Below are 22,501 nucleotides of genomic sequence, written 5' to 3' on the forward strand. Positions count from 1 at the left end.
CAGCACGTCATCACCTTGACGTCCGTTCAGTACGTTTGCGAAGTCTGAGCCCCGCATTTCTTCTTTTCCGACCGAGCCATTTACGTTCTCGATGTTTCTGTATTGATCGCCTTCGGCGATTCCTCCGGTGCCCGTTCCTGTCCTTAGGTCAATTATTGAGCTGAGATTTACATCGCTGTACTCGGTGTAGCTAATCCAGTCGTCTCCTGCGCCGCCGTTCATGAGATCAGCGCCGTCGCCGCCAACCAAAACATCATCGCCGTCATAGCCGACAAGTTCATCGTTTCCTGCGCCGCCTTCAAGGCGGTTGTTACCTTGATTGCCAACGAGCTTGTCGTTGCCACTGCCGCCAATCGCGTTTTCGATCAGTGAGCGGGTATCATTGTCATGAAGCAACGCGTTGAACACATTTGCGCGCGCATCGTTTCCATGACCCAAATAGGCAATCTGGCCATCAGACAATGTCGACCAATACCCCGGCGACAAATCTACATCCAAATTTGTTGAGTAGTTTGAAAAGTCATAGGTATCGTTGCCGCCACCATCCCAAATCGTCAGAAAAATCCGATTGGCTCCAGGTGCCCCTTGACCAACACCGTTGACGAACATCTCGCCCGTGGTGGTTGAGAAAGTATATCTCGTATCTTCAGAATTGTGGTCGTAGTTCGCGCTATATAGCTCTTGGATGGCTGCGATGTCATACATCATGAGTGATTGGGCATAGCCGTAGCGCTCGTTGGTGTAGCCCCCTCCCTCTGAGCTGCCAATGTAGGGACGATAGGTCATGACCGAAAACTCCATTGAGTCTCGATCATATTCCATAGCTTGAGCTGGGAAAAAGCCTGTGCTTCGGGCTTCATGCCCATGAGACAGACCTAAAGTATGGCCGGTTTCATGGATGATTGTATGCCACGTGTATGTGCCTTTTTCAGGCGTGGTATCGTAGTTGCTATTACGGTACCACTGAGAGGATTCTCCCCCTCCATATGGATAGACGCCATACGCGGTCGAGATGCTGGTGTCGTTTGTTCTTGCAAGCGTCAGGTTTGAGTCCGAAGAGGCGCTTACTTCCGAAAAAACCAGGTTGCTCACCTCTTCATAGTTGTCAAAGATTTCGCGTGCCGCAACTTTCCAGGCGTTGTTGAACCCAACGATTGACTCTGCTTCAGTTTCATATCCTGGGCTGATTTGAGACTCGAGAGTAGGGAACCTGTAGGTGATGTTTGTATCGTTCCATCGGGTTCCCCAGATCAGGCCATCAATATTCTGATCTCCCGTTGGAGTATAGAAATACTCGCCCCGGCTAGCTGAGTTTGGGGACGCGGTGTTCAATTCACCTTCGATACTCGTGTCAAAGCAACCAAATTCCCCTGCGTTGCAAATACAGCACATAGTCGTTTCCTTGAATCATGTAGGCCCATTTGCCAGAGATTTACAACATGGGTCAGGAAATTTGAATAAATAAAGCAATGTATCCATTATTTTCTATTCTGATTGTTGCAATTTAAGTTATTTTATACTTATTCTTATCTTCATCTAGCCCGTCAAGTGTTTCCGCAGGCGGAAGGAGAGCAGGGCGGCGATGGCGGAGAGGATGGCCATGATGCCGAAGACGGTTGGGCCTGCAGATGTCGCCGCTTGTGCTGTGACCAGTTCTTCGGTTGTTGTTGATGACATTCCGAAGATTGCGGCTAGCAAGGAGGCAAGGGCTGCGCCGATTGCAATGCCACCATTGGTGAGCGTCGGCAGGATTCCCGAGGCTCTATCCCTGTCTTCTTGACTTGATGAGAACATTACGGAGCGGGTCAGGAACTGGTTTGAAAGGCCGGAGCCCACGCCTGATAAGATGCAGGCAAAGACGAACAGGGGTAATGAGGCAAGGTGCAGGGAAAGTGCCATGGTGGCGAGGGCCAGTGCGATGAAGCTGATGCCAATGCTGATGAGCCGCGCGCGGGCCTTGGCATCCTGCGTGTTTGCGACAAACCAAGCCGCAATGGTCCATGCGAAGGCAAGGGTTGCCATGGCGTAAGCCGCTTCGGTGACACCCAGTCCCCACAAGCTTTGCAGAATGGCGTTGCCATACACCATGCGCACCGATGCGGAGACGGCGGTGAGCAACATGATCCACATGACCAAGCCTACGATGCTGTTGAGCTGAAACGCGGTTTTAGGGATGAAGGGACTCGCTGCCACGCGGTCCCATGCGCGGGCCAGAAAAAGCAGGACCATGCCGCCGACCAAATAGAGCGCCCCTTCGGCAACGCTGCGCACCTCGCCGACAAAACTGATGATCAAGATTGCAAGCGCGATCAATCCCAGACGGGGCAGCATGTCCAGATCCTTGCGCGAGGTCTTCTGGCTGCTTGCTTCTTCCTTCGGCATTGCGGTGACGGCAAGGACGAGCAGCACCAGCACCAGGGGCAGGTTGACGTAATATGCCGCACGCCACGACCATGTCTCCGTCAGGGCGCCCGCTGCGATGGGCCCGACACCGGCGGCCATGGCCCACACCAACGCGGTCATGGAAAAAACCGTTGCAACCAAACGCTCCGGGAAGAGCTGGGGAATGACGGCGTAAATGACCGCAACGATCATGCCCTCGCCGAAGCCTTGCAGGAAACGCCCGACAAGCAGCAACTCCAGATTGGAGGCCGCCCCTGCCAGCAACGAGCCCGCGGCGAGAATGAGACTGGCCAGCACAAACAAAGACCGCGCGCCAAGGCGGCCCTTGAAGGTGCCGGTGACAGTGCCAGACATGATCGAAGCCACCTGAAACAAGCTGAAAATCCAGAAGGCGCGGTCTTGCCCGCCAATGTCGCGGATGATGCTGGGGAGCACGGCGTTTGACACGATGCCATTTACCGCATGGGAGCCTACGCCAAGGCAGATCAGTGTGGAGGACAGCAAATACGGGGAGGACACGAGTTCCAGAAAGGGGTGGGGGCGCTTGACGCTTGCGGTGGAGGACGCGTCCTCGGTCAGCTCAGGGGAGGGAGAGTGAGTCATGTGGATGCCTTTTAGAAAGATTTTTATTTTTATATTCCGAGCCAATTAAAAAAGTAAAGTCTTATTATATTCATCGTGTGCAAAAATACGCCGAGGACCTCCGCGCGGCACGCCGCCGAGAGTATGGTGGGGTTTTCCGCCGTAGCGGGAGTGGCAAGGCGTACAGGCAATGCCTGCGCTTGAAAATTAAACTTGAGTCTTCGGCATTGGCTGGCGCCTTGCCCAGACATTTTGATGAAGCGTTGATTCCTTCACTCATGGACGCGAATAGGCAGTTGCCTGCCACCGCTGTACGCCCACAGCAAAGGCTCTTCCCCCCCGAACCATGCGGCCTCGCTCGGGTTACGCTTCACTGGCTCCTCTGGAAAGATGCGTTACCCCTTTCCATTGGCCCGTCTGGCCCACGACACGTGGCGGACGGCCCGCCACGGCCCGGTTTCGTGGGCACAGACTTGATGGTAGCCGGGCACCGGATAGGGGGGACAAGTTTGAGGGCGCCTCACGTTTACGCTCTGCTGCGTTTTTGCGGGAAATGGGGGCGTTTTGCCGGTAAGCTCGGCGAAAACAAGAAAAGTGGAGGCTACTTCATGAAAACCACCTCAGCCGCGTACAGCGGGAACACCGGTCTGTTCGGTCCTGCGATGATTGAGAACCCCTATCCGCTCTACCAGCGGCTGAGGGCTCGTGACCCTGTACACTGGGATGAGGGAATGGGCGCTTGGGTTTTAACCAGTTATGAGCACTGCAAGACGGCCCTTAAAGATCCTCGGTTTTCGTCGGATCGCGTTTCCAAGGTGCGCCATCGTTACGCTGAAGACTATCAGGAACTCTTTGATATCCTGTCGGTTTTGATGGTTCAAGTGGATGAGCCGCTGCATGGGCGGTTGCGGGATTTGGTCCACCATGCCTTTACCAGAACGGCGGTTGAAACCTACGAAGAGCCTATCAGATCGCGGGGGCGTGCGCTGATAGAAGCGATGCTGGCAAAGCCGGAGGCGGATTTCATTGCGGACTTTGCCATTCCTCTGCCTATTCTTGTGATCTCCGATATAGTTGGCATTCCTGAGGAGGACCGGCATCTGGTGAAGAAGTGGTGCGATGACTACACTGTGGTCGCGCTGAACTACTACACGCACCTGACCAAGCAGCAGCTTGAAGATGGGTTGAGCAGCGTAAGGGCTTTCAAGCTTTATCTTTTTGAGCGTGTCGCCGAGATTCGCAGGTCGCCCGGTGACAACCTGTTGAGCGAGTTGGTGCTGGCGGAGCGGGACGGCCATGTCCTTTCCGAAGTCGAGCTGCTGGCGAACACCATTTTGCTGCTGAATGCAGGAAATGAAACGACAACGGCACTCTTGGGAAATGGTCTGAAGCTGCTGATGGACAATCCTGCGCAGTTTGAGGTGTTGCGCGAACGGCCCGAGCTGATCCCGAACGCCATCGAGGAGTTTTTGCGTCTCGACAGCCCCGTGCAGTATGTGGGCCGGGTTGCCAAGGAAGACGTGCGTTTGGGTGAAACGACGATCGCAAGGGGAGAGTTGGTGCTTGTGATGCTTGGTGCGGCGGGACGCGACCCGGCTTTGCTGGCTGAACCGAACAAGCTGGATGTGACGCGCACGCACGACCATCATTTGGCGTTTGGCACGGGGCACCACCTTTGCGCGGGTGTTCAACTGGCCCGTATGGAAAGCCGCATCGCCTTTGAAGAACTGTTGAAGATGACCAGCCGCATAGAGAGTTTGCCGGGGCAGTTGCGGCACAGTGAGAACTTCAGTCTGCGCTGCTACAAATCTCTGCCAGTCCGGCTGGTAGCAAGGTGAGGGACGTACAGGCTCTGGCAGTCAAAGCCTGTACGCAATATCAGCGGCCTCAAGCGGCGGCTTTTCCATCCTTCACAGCGTCCAAGATGAACTTGGGCAGGGCAAAGGCCGCCTGATGAACCTCAGGCGTGTAGTAACGGGTTTCGATGCCCGCTTGCGCAAAACGCTCCTCCAGCGTGCTCAGCGGCACGCGGCGCAGCGTCTCGTCATCTGTGGCCCAGCCAAGGGTCATGTGACCACCGAAATACGTCGGAATGGCCGCCACGTAGGCGTAGGCATCATTATAGATGCGAGAAAAGCGCGAGATGCTGTCCACCAGCTCCTGACGCTGCAGGAACGGCACGCCGTTCTGGGTGACCAGAACACCGCCCGGCTTCAAGGTTGCATGCACATCGCGGTAGAACTCCTCGGTAAAGAGCACTTCGCCGGGGCCATGGGGATCGGTTGAATCGACCATGACCACATCGAAACGCTCTTTCGTTTCCTTGAAGTAGCGCGCACCATCGGTGATGACGAGATTGAAGCGCTCATCATCGACAACGCCAGTGTTGAACGCGGAGAAGTGTTCAACGGAGAAGTCGACGACGGACTGATCGATCTCGATCTGTGTCAGCTTTTCGATGGTCTTGTGCTTGAGTGCTTCCTCAGCCATGCCGCAGTCGCCGCCGCCAACAATGGCGACGTGCTTGGCGTTGCCATGCGCCAGAATGGGCACGTGGCTCATCATCTCGTGATAGATGAACTCGTCTGAGGTGGTTACCTGTGTAACGCCATCGAGCATGAGCACCCGGCCGAACACCGGATTGTCGAAGAGCACCATGTCCTGATGCTCTGTCTTTTGCTCAAAGATGATGTTGTCGGCCCGAAAGGAGACCTGTACGCCCTCGTAAAGCGTCTCCTCAAAGTACTTCCTGGTCACTTAGTTGACCTCCTTGCCGCGCAGGAGTTCGTTGACTTCGGCTCGCTCGGCCGCGAAGGCCTGCTTGAGAATGTCAACGCAGACTTCTGGCTTTGCATCGCCGCACATGAACACGTCAAAGGCGGCGTAACCACATTCCGGCCAGGTGTGCACTGAGATATGGCTCTCAGCCAACACGGCCACCCCACTTACTCCAGTGGGCTCAAAAGGATGAAGATGAATATGCAGCAGCGTTGCGCCTGCAGCATCAATACAGCGCTTCAAGGTTTCCTCTATGTATGCCTGATCGTTGAGACGCTTGGCATCATAAAGGTCGATAATCAAATGCGCACCAGCGCACTGAACACCATCACGTTCAATGAAGTGGTCCAGTCGATTATCATCGTTGCCTGTAACACCGGCAACAAGCTTAGAGTTTTCTTCCTTTTGGGTGGTGCTTCTTGGCTCAATCTTAGAAAGGGGCGTGTCTTTTGCCCAGCGAGCCTCCAAGTCCATCCCCAATTGAAAGAGGGCGTCGTGAGACATGGCGCTCTCCCCAACCAGTAGATGTACCCCGGGTCATTCCGGTCCGGCCTCTCTATAGAAAATCACCTATGATTACAATGATGAATATTCTGAGTGCTCGCATTACACGTGCACAGCTGCAAAAACGCGACACAAAGAAAAGGCCCTCAAAGGGAGGGCCTTTTGATGATTATTGTTCCAGCTCAATGGTTAAGACCACATTCGCGGAAAGCTGTTCTTCGCCAGCCGAGATGGGCGCAGCCTTGTCCATTGCTGCCCGCGCCATGTACATAACTTCTGGACGCGGGTAGTTGCCGGAGCCGCTTTCATTGATGGTGAGGATATCACCAAGTTCAACGCCTGCGGCCTCTGCGTAAAGTTTTGCCTTGCGCAGGGCGTCCTTTACGGCCATCTGACGGGCCTCATCCAGCTTCTCCTCAGGTTCGGAAACCACAAAGCTGATCTGACCCACGCTGTTGGCACCTGCATCAACCATGGAGGTGAGCAGGGCTCCCAGCTTGCTGACATCGTCGCTGGCCACTTCCACGCCGTTGCTGACACGGTAAGCCACAATCTGTGGTGCTTCGCCGTTTTCGCGTGACTGCCTTGAGTTGTCGTAGACCGGGTTGATGCCAAAACCGGAGGTCTGAATGTTCTTGTCTTCGATACCTGCGGCCTGAATTTGTTCGATGAGTGCTTTGACCTGCTGCGAGTTCTCAGAGAGCGCCTCTTGAGCAGAGGCTTTCTGGGTGACAACACGGGAGACCACGATGGCACGGTCTGGCACCACACTGACGCTTCCCGAGCCGGAAACCGTGATGGTGTGGGTGTTGCTGTCTTGCGCCATGGCTGGCAGGCTGGTGGATACAACGCTAAGTGCAAGAACTGAAACCAGGCCAAGACCTGCGAGCTTCTTAAAAGACATTTTTAGTCCTCCGTGAAATGCTGGAGTTTGTGGCAGTTGCCGTTGATGCGAGAGAACGGGAGGAATGCGGCAGCACTCAGGCAAGGCCTTGTCAATTCAGCGGTTTTGTCTTGTCCTCTAGCAGTATTGGCTCGCCGACCTCACCGTTTCCGGAGAACAGGATGGCGATGGGCCGGGATGCCGGGAACTGCGCACACACCATGATGATGAATACCATCAGAGGTACACATAGCACCATTCCGATGACGCCCCAAATCGAGCCCCAGAAACTCAAGGAGATGATGATCACCAGGGGCGAGATGTTCAGACTGGTGCCCATGAGGCGGGGGTCGAGAATGCTGCCAAGGACGAACTGAATGAGACCCAAACCGATGGCGACGATCAAGAAGTTGCTCAAATTGTCAAAGAACACCAGTGCGAACATGCTGGCGAAGACAACGGCGATCATGGAGCCGATCGTTGGGATGTAGTTCAGCAGGAACGTAATGAAGCCAAACAGCTCGGCGTAGGGCAATCCGACCGCCTTCAGCAGGAAGTAGGTGAGAAACCCTGTGGCCAGACTGATGGCGGTCTTGATGCCCACATAGTGGCGCATGCGCTGGCCGATCTCACGGCGAATGCCGAGGGCAAGGCGTGCGCGCTCGGGGCGGTCGAAGAAGGCTTCGATCTTGCGGTCAAAGGTGCTTTCTTCGAAGATCATGAACAGCACATAGACGAAAATCAGTGTGCTGGAACCTGCAATTGTCGTCAGCACGCCGGCAGCGGCGGAAATTGTCTGGCCAATGGAGAAGTTGGGCAGCACATCAGAAAGGCCGATGGGGTCATCCAGTTTCAGCTGGGTGGAAATGGTGAGGAACACCTCATCCAGACGGCGCTGGTAGAGCGGAGCGTCGGCGGCCATTTGCTGAAGGCTGGTGGAAACGATGTCGAAGACGAACTTGCCAGCGACCAGCATCAGGCACAACGACACCACAATGCCTAATGGGCGCGGCACAAGGCGGCCCAGATAAGGAACGGAGCGAACGGCTTCTGCCAGAGACGAGATCAGGTACCACAGGACGGAGGCGATGATGAGCGGGATGAGAATGGATCTGCCGATGACCAAAAGCCACCCGATCAGCATGACGAGAATGAGGGCGAGTGTCAGTTTTAGCAGAGTGCTATTCATTTCAGGTACCTGCGCGGGCGGAGCGTTATGGCTTGGAACCTAGGGAGGACCTCCAAGATATGCAACTATTTGAGCATGGAGAGGATGAACGTCCTGCATCCACAATGCAAATGAAGAGCTTGGCTTGCATCTTCTTGCAAACACAGATTTCAACAGAAACCCACGCTTGCGCAAAAACCTGTTGTAACTAGGGTGTTTACTCGGTGAGGCAGGTTGGTATAGGAAAAGCATCTGGTAAGGGCCTGTAGCTCAACTGGTTAGAGCCGTCCGCTCATAACGGACTGGTTGGGGGTTCAAGTCCCTCCGGGCCTACCACCTTCCCATTGCGGCGTTGAAAATGCTGCTTGATGCCCTCACTGCTACCCCCGACATACGAGACTTGAAGAACTGGGAGCTTTGTCGCGGTTCGGATGCTGTTTGTTGTTGCGTCAGCCACAGCGCCATGGTGAGCGGCTGTGCCAAGGAGTGAGCCGTTGCTCGATGCGGTGCGATCTCGCTCCGTCAGCTTGCCAGCCCACAGTGGTACACAGCGGGCTTATCGCAGCCAGGTTTGCCGGACAGATACATTGGAAAACAAGGCTTGCTCAGGAGGGACGGGGCGGGCTGGTTTGCCTTTGGAGGCTCTTTCAATAGCAACACGCCCGGATGGGGCGTGTTGTGCTGTGCATCTGGCAAGAGGGGCTCGTTACTGCGCTTTTTTCCGCTCTATCACGTCAAGCACGGCGACCATGACGATGCCGTAGAGCACATGGCCAACGAGGGCCACCCAAGCGATGCCGGTGAAATTCAGGAAAAACGGCAGGCCTGCGATGAAGGTGATGCCTCCGATGGCGAAAAGCCAAAGGCCAAACCCGTAGATTGCAGAGGGCAGGAACCAATGGGTGTTGCCGAAGATCTTTTGCCAGATTGGGGCAAAGATGTACATCCAGCCGATTGGGTAACCGATCAGACCGACCACGTAGAAGTGAACGAAATAGCCTGCAAACGCGTTGTTTGGCAGCCCCAAGCTGCCAAGTAGGCTTTGCGCCAGTCCGTGTGGGGAAAGATTGGCAAAGCCCAAGCCGGGGCTGACGATCTGGCCCCAGAAGTCGAAGGCAATCGTGGCAACGAAGCCTGAAATGAACATCAATCCCAAGGTGTCGACGTTCATTTTGGGCAGTGTTGCAGTGAGGGGGCGTTCAGAAGTTAAGGCAAGCATGGGCTTTCTCCTGGGGCGTTGAGGGGGAGTTATGGGCGTTGATGGGGCTTTGTGTTGCGACACGGCTTCAGGCGGTGTCCGGGGCCACGGCTTTTTTCTGCTGATGGGGTTTTCCGAATTCGCTCCAGTCAATCGATCGGCACAGACGCACGAACAGGTCCACCACTGGTGTGTGGCGTCGTCCTCTCTTGGTTATGACGGAAACGGTGCGTTCGATGTCCGGCTCGACAAGCGGCCTTTTTTGCAGTTGAGGATGAGATGCCAGACTTTTCGGCATGACCGCGCAGCCAAGTCCGGCAATGACCATTGCCTGAATCCACGACTCGTGTTCGCTCTTGAAGCGCTCGTCAACAGACCCGTCGTCCTTGAAGCCAGCAGCCTCCAGAAACGTCAGGTATTCGCAGTTGATGCGTTCCAGATAGCGCTCTCCGTCAAGGGCCTTTAGAGGCACATTGTCCATTTGCGCAAAGCGGTGCCCTTGCGGAAATGTGATGACATACTTCTCGGTGAAAAGCGGTGTGGCTGACAGATCGTCCGCATACGTGGGCAGAGCGGCCAGAGCGATGTCGATCTCGCCGTCCTGAAGCATATCCACCACCTTCTGGCCTGATCCTTCTCGCAGGCAGAGCTTAAGCTCCGGGGCCTCGCGCTGGAAGAAGTCGATCAGGCTCATGAGACTTTCGGGTGCGATCGTGCACATGCAGCCGAGCGTAAGCGTGGAGTTTCGAAGGTTTTGAAAATCCAGCGCATCTTTCTGGGCGAACTCGGTCAATGCCAGTGCCTGCTCCAGCCGGGGGTGGATCGCGCGGCCAAGCTCGGTGAGGTGGGTTCTGCGGCCCTCCCGGCGGAACAAGGGGCCGCCAAACTCATCCTCCAGTTTTCGTATGGCCTTGGTCAGAGACGGCTGAGAAATACCGCATTGCTCTGCAGCCCGTGTGAAGTTGAGCGTTTCTGCAACGGCTACAAAATATCTAAGTTGATGCAACTCCATCGGGCTTTTCCGTTTATTGCTTTCACCAAGATGACTTTAAGTCAGAATGAATACTATGAACCATTTCGAATGTCTCATAGACAGTGTGCATGAAACCTATAGATCCAAAGTACCTTATATTTGCCTTCCGTAAAGGTAATATGCTCTCAGCGGCCATGAAGCGCCGGGATAAATCACTGGACTAGTGGAGACATATAATGAGAAGCCCCGCCCTTGTTCTTGGAATTAGCCTCGGCGTTAGCGCCGCGTTTGCGACCACAACCGCCCATGCCGGGCAGTGTCCGCCCGAGCATGTTCTGACGGAGCCGCGCGATGTTGAACGGATTGGCACGAAGTGGCTGACACGCGAAATCATCGCCAATGTCAAACTGGCTGGCTGGCGCGACATGGGCGACTTCATGTTGCGTCAGCGGCGTCTCGAGCTTGCGCCCGGTGGCACGGTCCCAACGCACAGCCATGCTGACCGTCCGGCGATCGTGTTTCTGGCGAAGGGCACCGTGACCGAACACAACAGCTTTTGTGCCGTCCCCATCGTTCACCATGCAGGAACGCCTTCCGAGGAGTTCGGCGTCGGCTTCACCCATTGGTGGGAAAACACCGGGGATGAAACCGCAACCTTCATCTCCACCGATGTGGTGCCGTTTCCTGCCGACGGTGAGCCCTACTACGGCTGGGAGCGCGGGGTCAGCCCTGAAGAGCAGTACGGCCAGTGATGCAGCTCCCGACCCAAGCATGGCGCTTGCTTCCTGTAACGTAATTGTCAGGCGTCCGCGATCAATCAAGTCTGGTTGATTTTCCGAGCTGCACCTAAGGTCATGCAGTGCATGGCTCCGGTCGACTTGCCAGAGTTCAAAGTCCCAAACGTGTCGACCCACCCCATGGTGGCAACGAAAAACAAGAGGAAATGTACGATGAGGAAGTTCTTTATTGCTGCAGGTTTGTCTGCGGCCCTTCTGTCCGGTTATGCCGCGCTACCGGCATTTGCCTTCGATGAAAACTCCAGTGCGGCTGTGAACGTTGATGAGAGCGGCCTCGGCCTGCGCGGCTTCGACCCGGTTGGTTACTTTGAAGCAGGGAAGCCGACCAAGGGCTCTGCTGATGTGACTGCAGAGCATAACGGCGTGACCTATCACTTCGCCTCTACGGAAAACCGTGAACTGTTCACGGCCAACCCTGCGAAATACGCCCCGCAGTATGGCGGGTTTTGCCAGATGGGCGCAGCGCTGGGCAAGAAACTGGACGGTGACCCCGCTGTGTGGCGCGTCGATGGCGACATGCTTTTTGTCTACGCCTACCCGGCGGCCAAAGAAGGGTTCGTGAAGGATATTCCGGGCAACACCCAAAAAGCGGATACAAACTGGCCGCAGATCAAAGACAAGGCTCCGAAGGACCTTTGATCTACTCCCCGATTTGCTGCGGAGTGAAACAACACAGGTCTCTCCGCGGCTTTTCCGCCATGAACGTTACGTGTTTCTCTTCGACACAGATCGACGAGACATTTTTCCCGCGCGCTTTTGAGCAGACGTAGCTTGGCGGCATTGAGGCCTGTTTTCCCAACAACACACTGAAAAAGGTTTCTCCCATGACCCTTTCTGGAAAAACCGTTCTCGTTACCGGATCCTCCAGCGGTATTGGCCTTGGCATTGCCGAGGGGCTTGCGAAAGCGGGCCTGAATGTGATGATGAACGGCATCGAGCCAGCCGAGGCCGTTGAGGCAGAACGTGCGCGTCTGGAAGCGCTCGGTTCCAAGGTACGGTATACCTCTGCAAACCTGATGAATCCCTCTGAGGTCCGCGGATTGGTGAAAGCAACAGAGGATGCTTTTGGCCGGGTTGATGTTCTGGTCAACAACGCCGGTATCCAGCATGTTGCCCCGATCGAAGAGTTTCCGGAAGACAAATGGGACGCGATCATCGCGCTCAATCTGTCGAGCAGCTTCCATGCCATGAAAGCGGTTGTTCCCGGCATGAAAGCCCAGGGATGGGGACGGGTGGTCAACATCGCGTCCGCCCATGGTCTTGTCGCATCGCCCTTCAAGTCTGCTTATGTGGCTGCAAAACACGGCGTCCTTGGGCTGACCAAAACCGTTGCGCTGGAAACCGCCGAAGCGGGAATAACCGTCAACGCCATCTGTCCCGGTTACGTACTCACCCCTCTGGTTGAAAAGCAAATTCCAGATACAGCCAAGGCACGGGGCATTTCCGAGGAAGAGGTTAAACGGGACGTGCTGCTTGCGGCACAGCCAACCAAGCAGTTCGTTTCAGTAGAACAGCTGGCTGGCACAACGCTGTTCCTGTGCTCCGATGATGCCGCCTCCATTACCGGGTCTGCGATACCGGTTGAGGGCGGTTGGGTTGCGCATTGAACTTGCTGCGAAAGGAACAGGGAATGGCGCGACGCCCAACGATCGAAAAAACTGTCAATTTGGCTCTTCAGGGAGGCGGGGCGCATGGCGCCTTCACCTGGGGGGTATTGGACAAGCTCTTTGAGGATGACCGGATCTGGATCCAGTCGATTTCGGGAACTTCTGCCGGTGCAATGAACGCCGTTGTGGCGGCGCAAGGCATGTATAACAACGGTGCCATCGGTGCCCGCAAGGCGTTGAGAGCGTTTTGGAAGGACGTCAGCGATGCCGGTCGCATGAGCCCGTTGAAGCGGACGCCAATTGATCTGATCCTTGGTCAATGGAGCCTTGATTATTCCCCCGGCTATTTGATGATGGATCTTCTGAACCGGTTGGCATCGCCTTACGATACCAACCTGTTCAACTACAATCCGTTGCGAAAACTGGTCGAAAAGCATGTGGACTTTGGCCAGATTGGCGTCGAGGACGACTCGTTCACGTTGTTTATCTCTGCAACCGATGTGGAGACCGGACGGGTGCGCATCTTTCGCCGGTCGGAGTTGTCGGTCGACGTTATTCTAGCCTCCGCCTGCCTGCCCTTCATGTTTCAAGCGGTTGAAATTGATGGGCGTCACTATTGGGACGGCGGCTACATGGGCAACCCGGTCCTGTCGCCCTTTGCCGATCACAGTCCTGTCGACGACATTGTCATCGTTCAGATCAATCCGATTGTGCGTGAGGGCATCCCGGTGACGGCCCGCGAAATCCTGAACCGCGTCAACGAGATCAGCTTCAACGCTTCGCTTCTGCGCGATTTGCGGGCGATTTACGAGAAGAACGTTTTGATAGACAGCGGCGAACTTGATGCTTCCCGCCATCGGCGCATGCGCGTGCACATGATTGAGGCACGCAAGCGCATGCGCCCGCTGGGCGCTTCCTCCAAACTCAATACGGAGTGGGCGTTTCTGGAGCACCTGTGCGACATCGGACGGGATGCGGCCGGTACATGGCTCACCAACAACTATGAGCACCTGGAAAAACGCGAAACGCTGAACCTTGGTGAGATGTTCGCCAATATTGGCAGCAAACCGGTTGGCGCTTGCCCAGAAATCTAGGAAACCAGCATGACCAGCAATCTTGGTACCGCAATTCTCATGGGGCCCACACCGGTTCTGGATGACGCGCCCTCAGAGAAACGTCATGAGGTCATGATGCGGGCGCTTGTGATCGCTCTCATTGCGTTTCTCACCTTGATTGACCTTTTTGGCTCACAGGCCTTGTTGCCGACTTTGGTCGCGCACTACCAGGTGTCGCCAGCCACCATGGGGTTTGCGGTCAATGCAAGCACGTTTGGCATGGCGATTGCCGGGCTATGTGTGGCTCTGTTTTCAAACCGGATCGATCGGAAGCTTGGGATCTGGCTGAGCTTGACCCTGCTGGCCATACCGACCTTTCTGCTCGGGTTGACGGACGATTTGACCACCTTTGCGCTTTTGAGGGTGGTTCAGGGGTTTTTCATGGCAGCTGCGTTCACGCTGACCCTGACGTATCTTTCGGAAATCTGCACAGTTACGGCGGCAAGCGGTGCCATGGCTGCCTACATCACCGGCAATGTGGCCTCCAATCTGTTCGGCCGCCTTCTTGCTGCCGGTGTTGCTGACAACATTGGCCTTGCCGAGAGCTTTTATGCCTTCGCAGCGTTGAACCTTGCGGGGGCAGGGTTGGCAATCTGGTACTTCGGTCTGCGAGATGGCTCCCGTCCTGAACAGCAGGCGGGCGGCATGTCGGTGTGGCAAGCTTGGGCCGACCATTTCGCGAACCCCAAACTTCGCGCCAGTTTTGCCATTGGCTTTATCATTTTGTTCGCGTTTGTGGGCACCTTCACCTATGTGAACTTCGTGCTGGCGGAAGATCCATTTGAGCTGCCCCAAGCTTACATTGGACTGATCTATTTCGTGTTTCTGCCGTCCATGCTGACCACGCCGATTGCGGGCGGCATTGCCAGAAAGTACGGCGCGCGCGCGGTCTTCTGGGCTTCCATTCTGGTGAGCATGGCAGGACTTTTGATGCTGTTGACGCCGTCTCTCGTGCTGGTGCTGGTTGGGCTTGCGCTCATTGGTGTTGGACTGTTTTTCGGGCAGGCCGCTGCCACCGGCTATGTTGGACGCACGGCAACCCATAGCCACGCTGCCGCCAATGGCCTTTATCTTACCAGCTATTACGTGGGTGGATTGGCAGGTGCCTTCTTGCTCGGACAGCTGTTTGTTTTCGCGGGCTGGCTGGCGGTTGTGCTGTTTCTGCTGGCAGTTCTGGCGGCCGCGCTTGTTTTGGGGCGCGATCTGAAAGAGGCCACATGACCAAAATCCGAGCCTTCGCTTTCCTTGTCCTCTTTGTCCTTGCGCCGCTGAACTCCGTTTGGGGGGCAAAGGCTCAGTTCGTGGGAGCTGCGACGCCGGAAGCGGCGCAAGCCGTTGAACTGCCGACGACACTGTCACCGGAGGACGTGGACAGCTTGCTGGCACGCTTAACCGATGCTCAGATACGTGAGTTGTTGCGAAGCGAACTGGCGCGCCGGGCTCAGGAAACCAGTGAGGTTGGGCCAGAGGGGCCGGGCGCGCTGGACGCCGCGGCGGTCCGCCTCAATGCAATGTATGCCGAGATTGCGGAGCGCCTGCCGCGCTGGAGCGTGGCCATTGCCAACATTGATGACAGGCTTCCGCAGGTGCGTGAGCGGTTGGGGCTGGCCCAATATGGCGTCGCCGCCATGGTTGGCGCAGCTTTCTTGCTGGTTGCTGTTGGTGTTGGTGCAGCGATTGTTGTAAGCCGCGCGCTGGCTCCCGCTCGGGCTTTCTTGAGCAGGCCGCCAGACTTGATCGGGTATTGGAGCCGTTTGGGGCGCACCGTGGCGCTTGGGGTACTTGAGCTGTTGCCGGTCGGCGCTTTTGTTCTTGCAACCAGAGCTGCGGGGGGATTCCTAGGCGAAGCACTGGGGCCGCTGGAAGGTGTGGTCTGGATCTACCATGCTGGCGTTTCCACCGGGGGGGGCTTTTTGATCCTTGTTCGCCGCGTTTTCTCGCCGGATTTGCATGAGATCCGCATTGCACGGCTTTCTGATGATGATGCAACGGCACTCTATCATCTCTTGAAAACCGCAACCTACATTGCCGTTTCCGGCTGGCTTTTGGCCGGGTTCTTTCCAAACCTTGGGTTTGGCTTTCCTCCGGCGCTTGTTACCGTGGCGCTGACGGGCACGGTTGTTGCTGTCCTTTTAGCCAAGGCCCTGTTTTCGAACAGAGTTTACATCGCGCAGCGGGTGCAGGAGTTGTTGTCTGGGCAAGCGGGCCCTCCCGGCGCCGTGGCCTATTCTGTGCCCGCCATTGCCGGGCTCTATCTCCTTGTCAGTTGGCTATACTGGCTTGCTCACTGGCTGGAACGCGGCCAGCATGAGTTGGCAGGCCCGATTGGCGGCTTGTTCGCTCTTCTGGCGCTACCGGTTGCGGATCGGGCTGGCATCGAAATGATCGGCGGTGCGGTGCGAAGCGACAGTGATACAGCTGACCGACTACGCCATGTCATGCTGGGGGCCTGGCGGTCGCTCATCACAGTGGTGGCGATTTACGTGATCGTGCGGCTGTGGGGGCTGGATCTATTGGTCTTTGCCAAGGGGCCGGGGGCACCGGTTTGGGCCTCTACGCTTTTCGACATCACCCTTACGCTGCTGCTGGGCTATCTGGCTTGGCGGCTGATCCGGGCCGCTCTCCATCGCGAAGAACAGGCCGGGGACGGCGGTGAAGATGGTGACCCCATGGCACCGGCGGCCTCGCGCTTGAGCACGTTAACGCCGCTGTTTCGGAGCATTCTCCTCGTGATCCTGACGGTTGTCGTCACGATGATCATCTTGTCCTCCATCGGCGTCGACATTGGTCCGTTGCTGGCGTCCGCCGGGATTGTCGGCATTGCCATCGGCTTTGGTGCCCAAACCCTTGTGCGGGACGTGTTTTCGGGGATCGTTTTCCTGATTGATGATGCCTTCCGAATTGGTGAATACATCGAACTCGATCAAGGCGTGAGAGGGGCGGTTGAATGGATTTCCTTCCGTTCGCTGATCCTGCGCCATCACCGCGGGCCCGTTATCACCATTCCTTTTGGTGAAATGAAGATGGTTACCAATCACACTCGAGACTGGGTGATCTACAAGATGTCCTTCCGTCTGGAGCCGGACACGGACCCGAAGGTGGTCAAGAAAATCGTCAAAGCTGTTGGGCAGGAGTTTCTTGAAGATCCCGAGCATGGGCCGAAGTTCATCGAACCTTTGAAAAGCCAAGGTGTTCTCAGCATCGACGATGACAGTGCACTGATCATCCGGGTCAAGTTCAAGTGTTACCCCAAGACGCAGTTCGTGCTTCGGCGGGAAATCTATCATCGGCTCCGCGAGGTGTTCGCGGAAAGCGGCATCAAGTTCGCGCGCAAGAAGGTTGAAGTGATTGGGTCCTCCCCCATCGAGGCGGCGGCCGCTGAGGCCGTTCTGGCTGACCAGACTGCGGCCACAGCCAAGCAAGGGGATATCCGCTGATCCCTTGAGAAGCTTCCGGTGACGGTTGCCTGCCCGCTGGTTGGGCCGGCATATGGGTGGGGTGTCGGCAATCCTTGTCTACGGCCTTGGCGCTGTCTTCAACCATTCAGGGCAGATGCCCTTGCGCACGATCTGTGGGAAATCGATGCTCATTTTGCGCATGGTGTGCGCTTTACTCTGACCTTGCGTTAATTTTTGGTAGGAAAGGGCAAAGGTAACGTTTCCGTCATAATCGTGACATTGCTTATACGTAATTGCCTATAGGCAACCATGGCGCGCGTTACGCAGCGATATGGGGACCGATATTAAATCCAAAAACTGGGTGAGTGGCATGACTGAGCAGAACAAGAAGGACCTGTCCTTCGATGAGTTTGATGAGGTACACAACAACCGCAATGTGACGATTGAGTTTGACGACGTAGTCGATCGCGCTCTCTCACGCCGCGGCTTCCTTGGTGGTGCGCTGGCCATGAGCACCGCAAGCTTTATTCTGGGTGCAGGCGCTTTCGGTTCATCCAAAGCTCAGGCAGCTACCAACCGCTTTGGTTTCACGCCAGTTGAGGCAACCACTGCGGACACCATCACGCTTCCGGAAGGCTACAGCTGGCACCCAGTTGCCACCTGGGGCGAGCCAATCTTCTCCGACGTGCCAGAGTTCGACCATGTAACTCGTGGTACAGCCGCAACTCAGGCCCGCGCGTTCGGTGACAACAACGACGGTATGGCGCTGTTCTCCAAAGACGGACGTCACATTCTGGCGGTGAACAACGAATACACCAACCGCGACATTCTTTGGGAAGGTGGCGTACCTGCCGATGCAGATGCCATTCTGAAGGGCAAGAACGCCCACGGTATCTCTGTTGTCGAGATCGCTCAGAACGACGGCAAGTGGTCCATCGTCAAGGACTCCGAGTTCAACTTCCGCATCACGCCAGACACGGAAATGGAGATCACCGGTCCTGCACGCGGCCATGATCTTTTGAAAACCGCTGCTGATCAGACCGGCACCAAGTCTCTTGGCACATGGAACAACTGTGGTAACGGCCGCACTCCATGGGGCACCTACCTGACCTGTGAAGAGAACTTCAACGGTTACTTCTCTTCTTCCGACAAGGAACTTGAGCTGGATCCGGCGCTGAAGCGCTACGGCATCAACCATGATGACTGGGGCTATGGCTGGGCGCAGATCGACGAGCGCTTTGACGTTGCAAAGCATCCGAATGAGCCAAACCGCGCGGGTTACGTTGTCGAAATCGATCCAATGGATCCAACGGCAACTCCGAAGAAGCGTTCTGCTCTTGGCCGCTTCAAGCACGAAAACGCTGAGCTGGTTGTTGCAGACAATGGCCACGTGGTTGTCTACCTTGGCGATGACGAGCGCGGCGAGTTCCTGTACCGCTTCGTTTCTGAAGGCAAGTACGATCCAAACGGTGACAATTCCAACCTTCTGGAAAACGGCAAGCTCTATGTTGCCAAGTTCCATGATGACCTTTCCGGTGAGTGGCTGGAGCTGACCCCAGAGACAACCGGCATGGCGTCTCAGGCGGAAATTTCCATTCACACCCGTCAGGCTGCTTCTGCTGTTGGCGCAACGACCATGGACCGTCCTGAGTGGGTTGCATCCAACCCGAACAAGGCTGAAGTCTACTGCTGTCTGACCAACAACAAGAACCGTGGCGTGAAGCCAAACGCTGGTGGTGACCCAACCCCAGTGAACGGCCCGAACCCACGCGAAGCCAACAAGTACGGTCAGATCGTGCGCTGGGCTCCAGAAGGCGGCGACCACACTGCGACCGGCTTTGGGTGGAACCTGTTCGTTCTGGCTGGTAACCCAACCGTTCACGAAGGGCCAAAGGCTGGTTCTGCAAACGTGAATGCTGGCAACATCTTCAACTCACCAGACGGTCTGTCCTTCGACAGCCGTGGCTTCCTCTGGATCCAGACCGACGGTTCCTACTCCAACGCGGACGATTTCGCGGGCATGGGCAACAACCAGATGCTGGTTGGCGACACCGAAACCGGTGACATCTTCCGCTTCATGGTTGGTCCAAAGGAGTGTGAAGTTACCGGCGCGACCTGGTCTGAAGACAAGAAGACCATGTTTGTGGGCATTCAGCACCCGGGCGAAAAGGGCGACAGTGTCTTCCCTGGTGGCGAAGGCACACTGCCACGCTCTTGCGTGATTGCAATCACCAAGGACGACGGCGGCCTGATGGGCTAAGCTGCTTTCCTGATTTGAAAAACGGAAATGGGGAGCGTTGGCTCCCCATTTTTGTTGGTCCCCTGATTGGTTTAAAGGCGGCTTTCAGTCAGTTGATGCGGTTGTTGCTGCGGGTAATGTTCAGCGGCAGCTTGGGACGCAAGCGTGTTCCCAGAGACAAATCCAGACTGCTCGCTTTTGGCGTGGCCGCGCCGAACAGCTCCAAAGGGCGCAGTCTGCGCAAAGCTGCAGTGGCCCGATTGACCAGCCGTTGCTCTGTTGGTGTTTTCGGCAGAACCGCGAGAACTGCCTTGTAGGCCTCCGCTGCTTCATCGCGCAGGCGCAGGGCCACGAGCGTGTCGGCCAGATGAGAGCGGATAGCAATGTTGTTCGGGTCCAGCTCCAATGCTTGCCGGAACGCAACTTCCGCCTCGATGAAATCTTGAAGCGCCAGATAAGACTGACCGAGGCGGGTCCATCCTCTGGGGTTGTCTGGAGCGCAGTGGGTCATGCGCGTAAACACCTTGGCGGCTTCTTCATAGTTGTTCTCCAGTACGAGAAGCTGGCCGAGCATGTAAAGGGCACTCGATACCTCCGGCTGGGTTTCCAGCACTTGCTCCAGCCCGGCGCGCGCGCGTGTGAGGTTTTTGGCCTTGAAGTCTTCGGTGGCCTTTTTCAAAACGCCTGAGACTGAGCGAGGGTCCAGCTTTCCAGAAAAATTCTTGCTGTTGGGCGTGTTGAACTGACGGCAGATGAGCAAGCGGTCCTTGGCCCCATAGGAGTACTTGTAGGCCTCGTTGCCGCGCAGAAAATCATAGGTTTTGAGGCCCTTGCTGATGGCCCACTCAATGGAAGCGCCATGGAGGATGAGGCCGGGAGGCGGTCCACTCCATGTCTCGTCGCGGCCTGCAAGATAAAACAGAAGCGATTTGCGGACAGGGTCGATGAAGCTGGCCAACCCGCCAACGGGACGGTCCTGGTGCCAGAGCATTGGCATGAAGAGCTGGCGATATCGGAAGGCAAGAGTGAGCATGTGTCGGTGGTTGCGGACCAATATGTCGACGTTGCGCCCCTTGCGCTCCGCCCATTTGTCCCGCCAAAAGCCCATGAGAATGTCAAGATGCTGATTGAAGGTCTCTTCCGTTGGGATGGTAAACGAGAGGTCCGGATCGTCTTTTGCCTTGCGCATGAAGCGGCGCAATTTCTGCCGGGATTTGCTGCTCATGCATTGGGACAGATAGTCTTCGAAGGTGTCAGGAAGTTCCGTTACAGGGCAGACCAGATTGTTGATGTTGTCGCGGGTGTTGGTTCGGCTAAGGTCAGTAGGATACACCTTTCGCTTCATGATCGGCGCAGTGAGTTGGGCCACGCGCTCTGGAGAACAAGCGAGGTTCTCCAGCTGAAGGCGAGCCCAGTCCATGTTGGCAAGCTTTTGGCCCAAAGCGGGGAGGGCCTCATTGTCATGAGCCGGATCGCAGATGAAGCCGGTATAGTCCGCTGCAAAGTTACCCGCCATGCAGATGTCGTTGTAATAGGCGTTGTTGGCCTTGTTGTAGCGGGTGCGGATGCGCATGGGGAAGAGCGCGACATAGGCAGAAGACGCAGTGGGCCGGGCACCCAGAATGAAGATGTTGCTGCCGGACTTCAGGTGCAGCATGTGCACCCATTGCCAACTCAAGAAGTATTGGGCCTCTGTGTCCTTGCTGTAGATCTCGTTCCAGTTTTCTCTCAGGGACTTGAAGGCGTCGAGCCCTTCAATCACATCTACCTGCATCCCACTATCCTATTTTTGCTTTTATTAGTGGCGCCCTGTCAGTTTTAGTTAGGACTTGATTAAACTTATTCTCTACTTTTTACGTTGCGTCAACCCGCTCGATGCGCCCTATGGTTAACGTCGCCCGGCTTTGCCTTGGGGACATCGGAGTGCTTCAAACAGCCTACGGACAAAAAGAAACCCCGCACCGAAGTGCGAGGTTCAAGGGTCGTCAGGGGGGAGAACCCTATTAATTACTGAGGGATGAATTCGAAGAGAATAACTTCGGCATCCTCGCCGTTTGTCAGCTTCACTTCACCTGCGCCATAGATCTGGGCAGCGTCGCCGCCGGTGTAGCTTTCGCCGTTGATCGTGACTGTGCCGCGTACCACATGGATGTAGGCGGAACGGTTGTTCTTGAGCTCATGGCTTACCTGCTGCTCACCGCTCAGCTCTGCGGCGTAAACATCCGTGTGAGAGTTCGCCAGCAGGGACCCTTCACGCCCATCATGGGACAGGAACAGCTTCAGCTTGCCATCACGGTCTCCCGGCGCAAAATCGAAGGTGTCATAGCGCGGCTTGGTGTTTTCCTTGGCAGGCACAAGCCAGATCTGGAGGAACTTGACCGGGTCCTTGTCAGAGGCGTTGAACTCGGAGTGATAGACGCCGGTTCCTGCGCTCATGTACTGAACACCGCCGCCGTGCACCACGCTGCCATTGCCGATGGAATCCTTGTGTTCCAGGCCACCGGACTGGACATATGAAAAGATCTCGAAGTTCTGGTGCGGGTGGGTTGGGAAGCCCCCGCGAGGGGCGACGTAGTCATCGTTGATGACCCGCAGGTTTTCAAACTGAATGTTGTTCGGATCGAAGTAGCTGCCAAAGCTGAAGCTGTGCGCAGACTTCAGCCAGCCCATGTCTACATAGCCGCGGCTGGAAGCAGGCTTCTTTGTGATTGTCAGAGTATTCATGGCTTTACCTCCTGTGGAGTGGCTCAATTCGTTTTCTGACAGCAAATGTAACTGTTATTCCTGAGGGAACAAGTTGGCCTGAATTGATCATACTGTTCGCAATTATTGAACGATCTTGGTGGGGTGCGGCGC

General features: G+C 56.0%; 18 protein-coding genes and 1 tRNA gene. 9 read left to right on the forward strand and 10 right to left on the reverse strand.

The genetic code is table 11. The features are described from left to right. Positions 1-1,392: M10 family metallopeptidase (locus tag Q3Y58_RS10370; RefSeq protein WP_319622171.1), on the reverse strand; the 1,392-nt coding region annotated here is incomplete at its 3' end. Positions 1,393-1,536: 144 nt separating this feature from the next. Next, positions 1,537-3,006: an MFS transporter gene (locus Q3Y58_RS10375; RefSeq protein WP_319622172.1), complete on the reverse strand. Its 1,470-nt coding sequence runs from the start codon at positions 3,004-3,006 to the stop codon at positions 1,537-1,539. Positions 3,007-3,593: 587 nt separating this feature from the next. On the opposite strand from Q3Y58_RS10375, the gene Q3Y58_RS10380 reads away from it, so the two are divergent. Then, positions 3,594-4,823: a cytochrome P450 gene (locus tag Q3Y58_RS10380; RefSeq protein WP_319622173.1), complete on the forward strand. Its 1,230-nt coding sequence runs from the start codon at positions 3,594-3,596 to the stop codon at positions 4,821-4,823. A 49-nt stretch (positions 4,824-4,872) separates the two neighbouring features. On the opposite strand, the gene speE is transcribed toward Q3Y58_RS10380, so the two are convergent. The 4 genes from speE to Q3Y58_RS10400 all read right to left on the reverse strand — a co-directional run bounded on the left by speE (position 4,873) and on the right by Q3Y58_RS10400 (position 8,339). After that, on the reverse strand, positions 4,873-5,742 hold the full coding sequence (speE, locus tag Q3Y58_RS10385) for a polyamine aminopropyltransferase (protein WP_319622174.1): 870 nt from the start codon (positions 5,740-5,742) through the stop codon (positions 4,873-4,875). Then, positions 5,743-6,267, reverse strand: coding sequence for an adenosylmethionine decarboxylase (gene speD / locus Q3Y58_RS10390; protein WP_274218423.1), 525 nt, complete (start codon positions 6,265-6,267; stop codon positions 5,743-5,745). Positions 6,268-6,436: 169 nt separating this feature from the next. Further along, positions 6,437-7,171, reverse strand: coding sequence for an SIMPL domain-containing protein (locus Q3Y58_RS10395; RefSeq protein ID WP_274218424.1), 735 nt, complete (start codon positions 7,169-7,171; stop codon positions 6,437-6,439). A 91-nt stretch (positions 7,172-7,262) separates the two neighbouring features. Continuing rightward, positions 7,263-8,339, reverse strand: coding sequence for an AI-2E family transporter (locus Q3Y58_RS10400; RefSeq protein WP_274218425.1), 1,077 nt, complete (start codon positions 8,337-8,339; stop codon positions 7,263-7,265). 238 nt (positions 8,340-8,577) lie between these two features. On the opposite strand from Q3Y58_RS10400, the gene Q3Y58_RS10405 reads away from it, so the two are divergent. After that, positions 8,578-8,654: transfer RNA gene (locus Q3Y58_RS10405), tRNA-Ile, on the forward strand. 370 nt (positions 8,655-9,024) lie between these two features. Here the strand turns inward: Q3Y58_RS10405 and Q3Y58_RS10410 are convergent. Continuing rightward, positions 9,025-9,537 carry a hypothetical protein gene (locus Q3Y58_RS10410; protein ID WP_319622175.1) on the reverse strand — a complete coding sequence of 171 codons (513 nt, stop codon included), beginning with the start codon at positions 9,535-9,537 and terminating at the stop codon, positions 9,025-9,027. Positions 9,538-9,604: 67 nt separating this feature from the next. After that, the gene (locus Q3Y58_RS10415) at positions 9,605-10,528 is read right to left on the reverse strand and encodes a LysR family transcriptional regulator (protein WP_319622176.1); all 924 of its coding nucleotides are present in this window, start codon (positions 10,526-10,528) and stop codon (positions 9,605-9,607) included. Positions 10,529-10,725: 197 nt separating this feature from the next. Here Q3Y58_RS10415 and Q3Y58_RS10420 point away from each other — a divergent pair, with 197 nt between their 5' ends. From Q3Y58_RS10420 to Q3Y58_RS10450, 7 genes are all read left to right on the forward strand, one after another. Continuing rightward, a complete protein-coding gene (locus tag Q3Y58_RS10420) occupies positions 10,726-11,241 on the forward strand; it encodes a cupin (protein WP_319622177.1) in 516 nt (171 codons plus the stop codon). A gap of 198 nt (positions 11,242-11,439) precedes the next feature. Continuing rightward, a complete protein-coding gene (locus tag Q3Y58_RS10425) occupies positions 11,440-11,925 on the forward strand; it encodes a YHS domain-containing (seleno)protein (protein ID WP_319622178.1) in 486 nt (161 codons plus the stop codon). 185 nt (positions 11,926-12,110) lie between these two features. Then, positions 12,111-12,893, forward strand: a complete 783-nt coding sequence (locus Q3Y58_RS10430; protein WP_319622179.1) for a 3-hydroxybutyrate dehydrogenase — start codon at positions 12,111-12,113, stop codon at positions 12,891-12,893. Between the two features lie 23 nt (positions 12,894-12,916). Further along, positions 12,917-13,987: a patatin-like phospholipase family protein gene (locus Q3Y58_RS10435; protein ID WP_319622180.1), complete on the forward strand. Its 1,071-nt coding sequence runs from the start codon at positions 12,917-12,919 to the stop codon at positions 13,985-13,987. A 9-nt stretch (positions 13,988-13,996) separates the two neighbouring features. Then, a complete protein-coding gene (locus tag Q3Y58_RS10440) occupies positions 13,997-15,229 on the forward strand; it encodes an MFS transporter (protein ID WP_319622181.1) in 1,233 nt (410 codons plus the stop codon). Then, positions 15,226-17,445 (forward strand): mechanosensitive ion channel family protein, encoded by a 2,220-nt coding sequence (locus Q3Y58_RS10445; protein WP_319622182.1) that lies wholly within the window; start codon positions 15,226-15,228, stop codon positions 17,443-17,445. The genes Q3Y58_RS10440 and Q3Y58_RS10445 overlap by 4 nt, the downstream gene beginning before the upstream one ends. A gap of 331 nt (positions 17,446-17,776) precedes the next feature. Then, positions 17,777-19,666, forward strand: coding sequence for a PhoX family protein (locus tag Q3Y58_RS10450; RefSeq protein ID WP_319622183.1), 1,890 nt, complete (start codon positions 17,777-17,779; stop codon positions 19,664-19,666). Positions 19,667-19,754: 88 nt separating this feature from the next. On the opposite strand, the gene Q3Y58_RS10455 is transcribed toward Q3Y58_RS10450, so the two are convergent. Then, entirely contained in the window at positions 19,755-21,419 is a 1,665-nt protein-coding gene (locus tag Q3Y58_RS10455; RefSeq protein ID WP_319622184.1) for a GNAT family N-acetyltransferase, read from the reverse strand. A gap of 233 nt (positions 21,420-21,652) precedes the next feature. Continuing rightward, a complete protein-coding gene (locus Q3Y58_RS10460) occupies positions 21,653-22,369 on the reverse strand; it encodes a pirin family protein (protein ID WP_274218436.1) in 717 nt (238 codons plus the stop codon). Positions 22,370-22,501 lie beyond the last annotated feature (132 nt).

This window comes from Nesiotobacter zosterae, from assembly GCF_033843645.1.
GTDB lineage: Bacteria > Pseudomonadota > Alphaproteobacteria > Rhizobiales > Stappiaceae > Pseudovibrio > Pseudovibrio zosterae.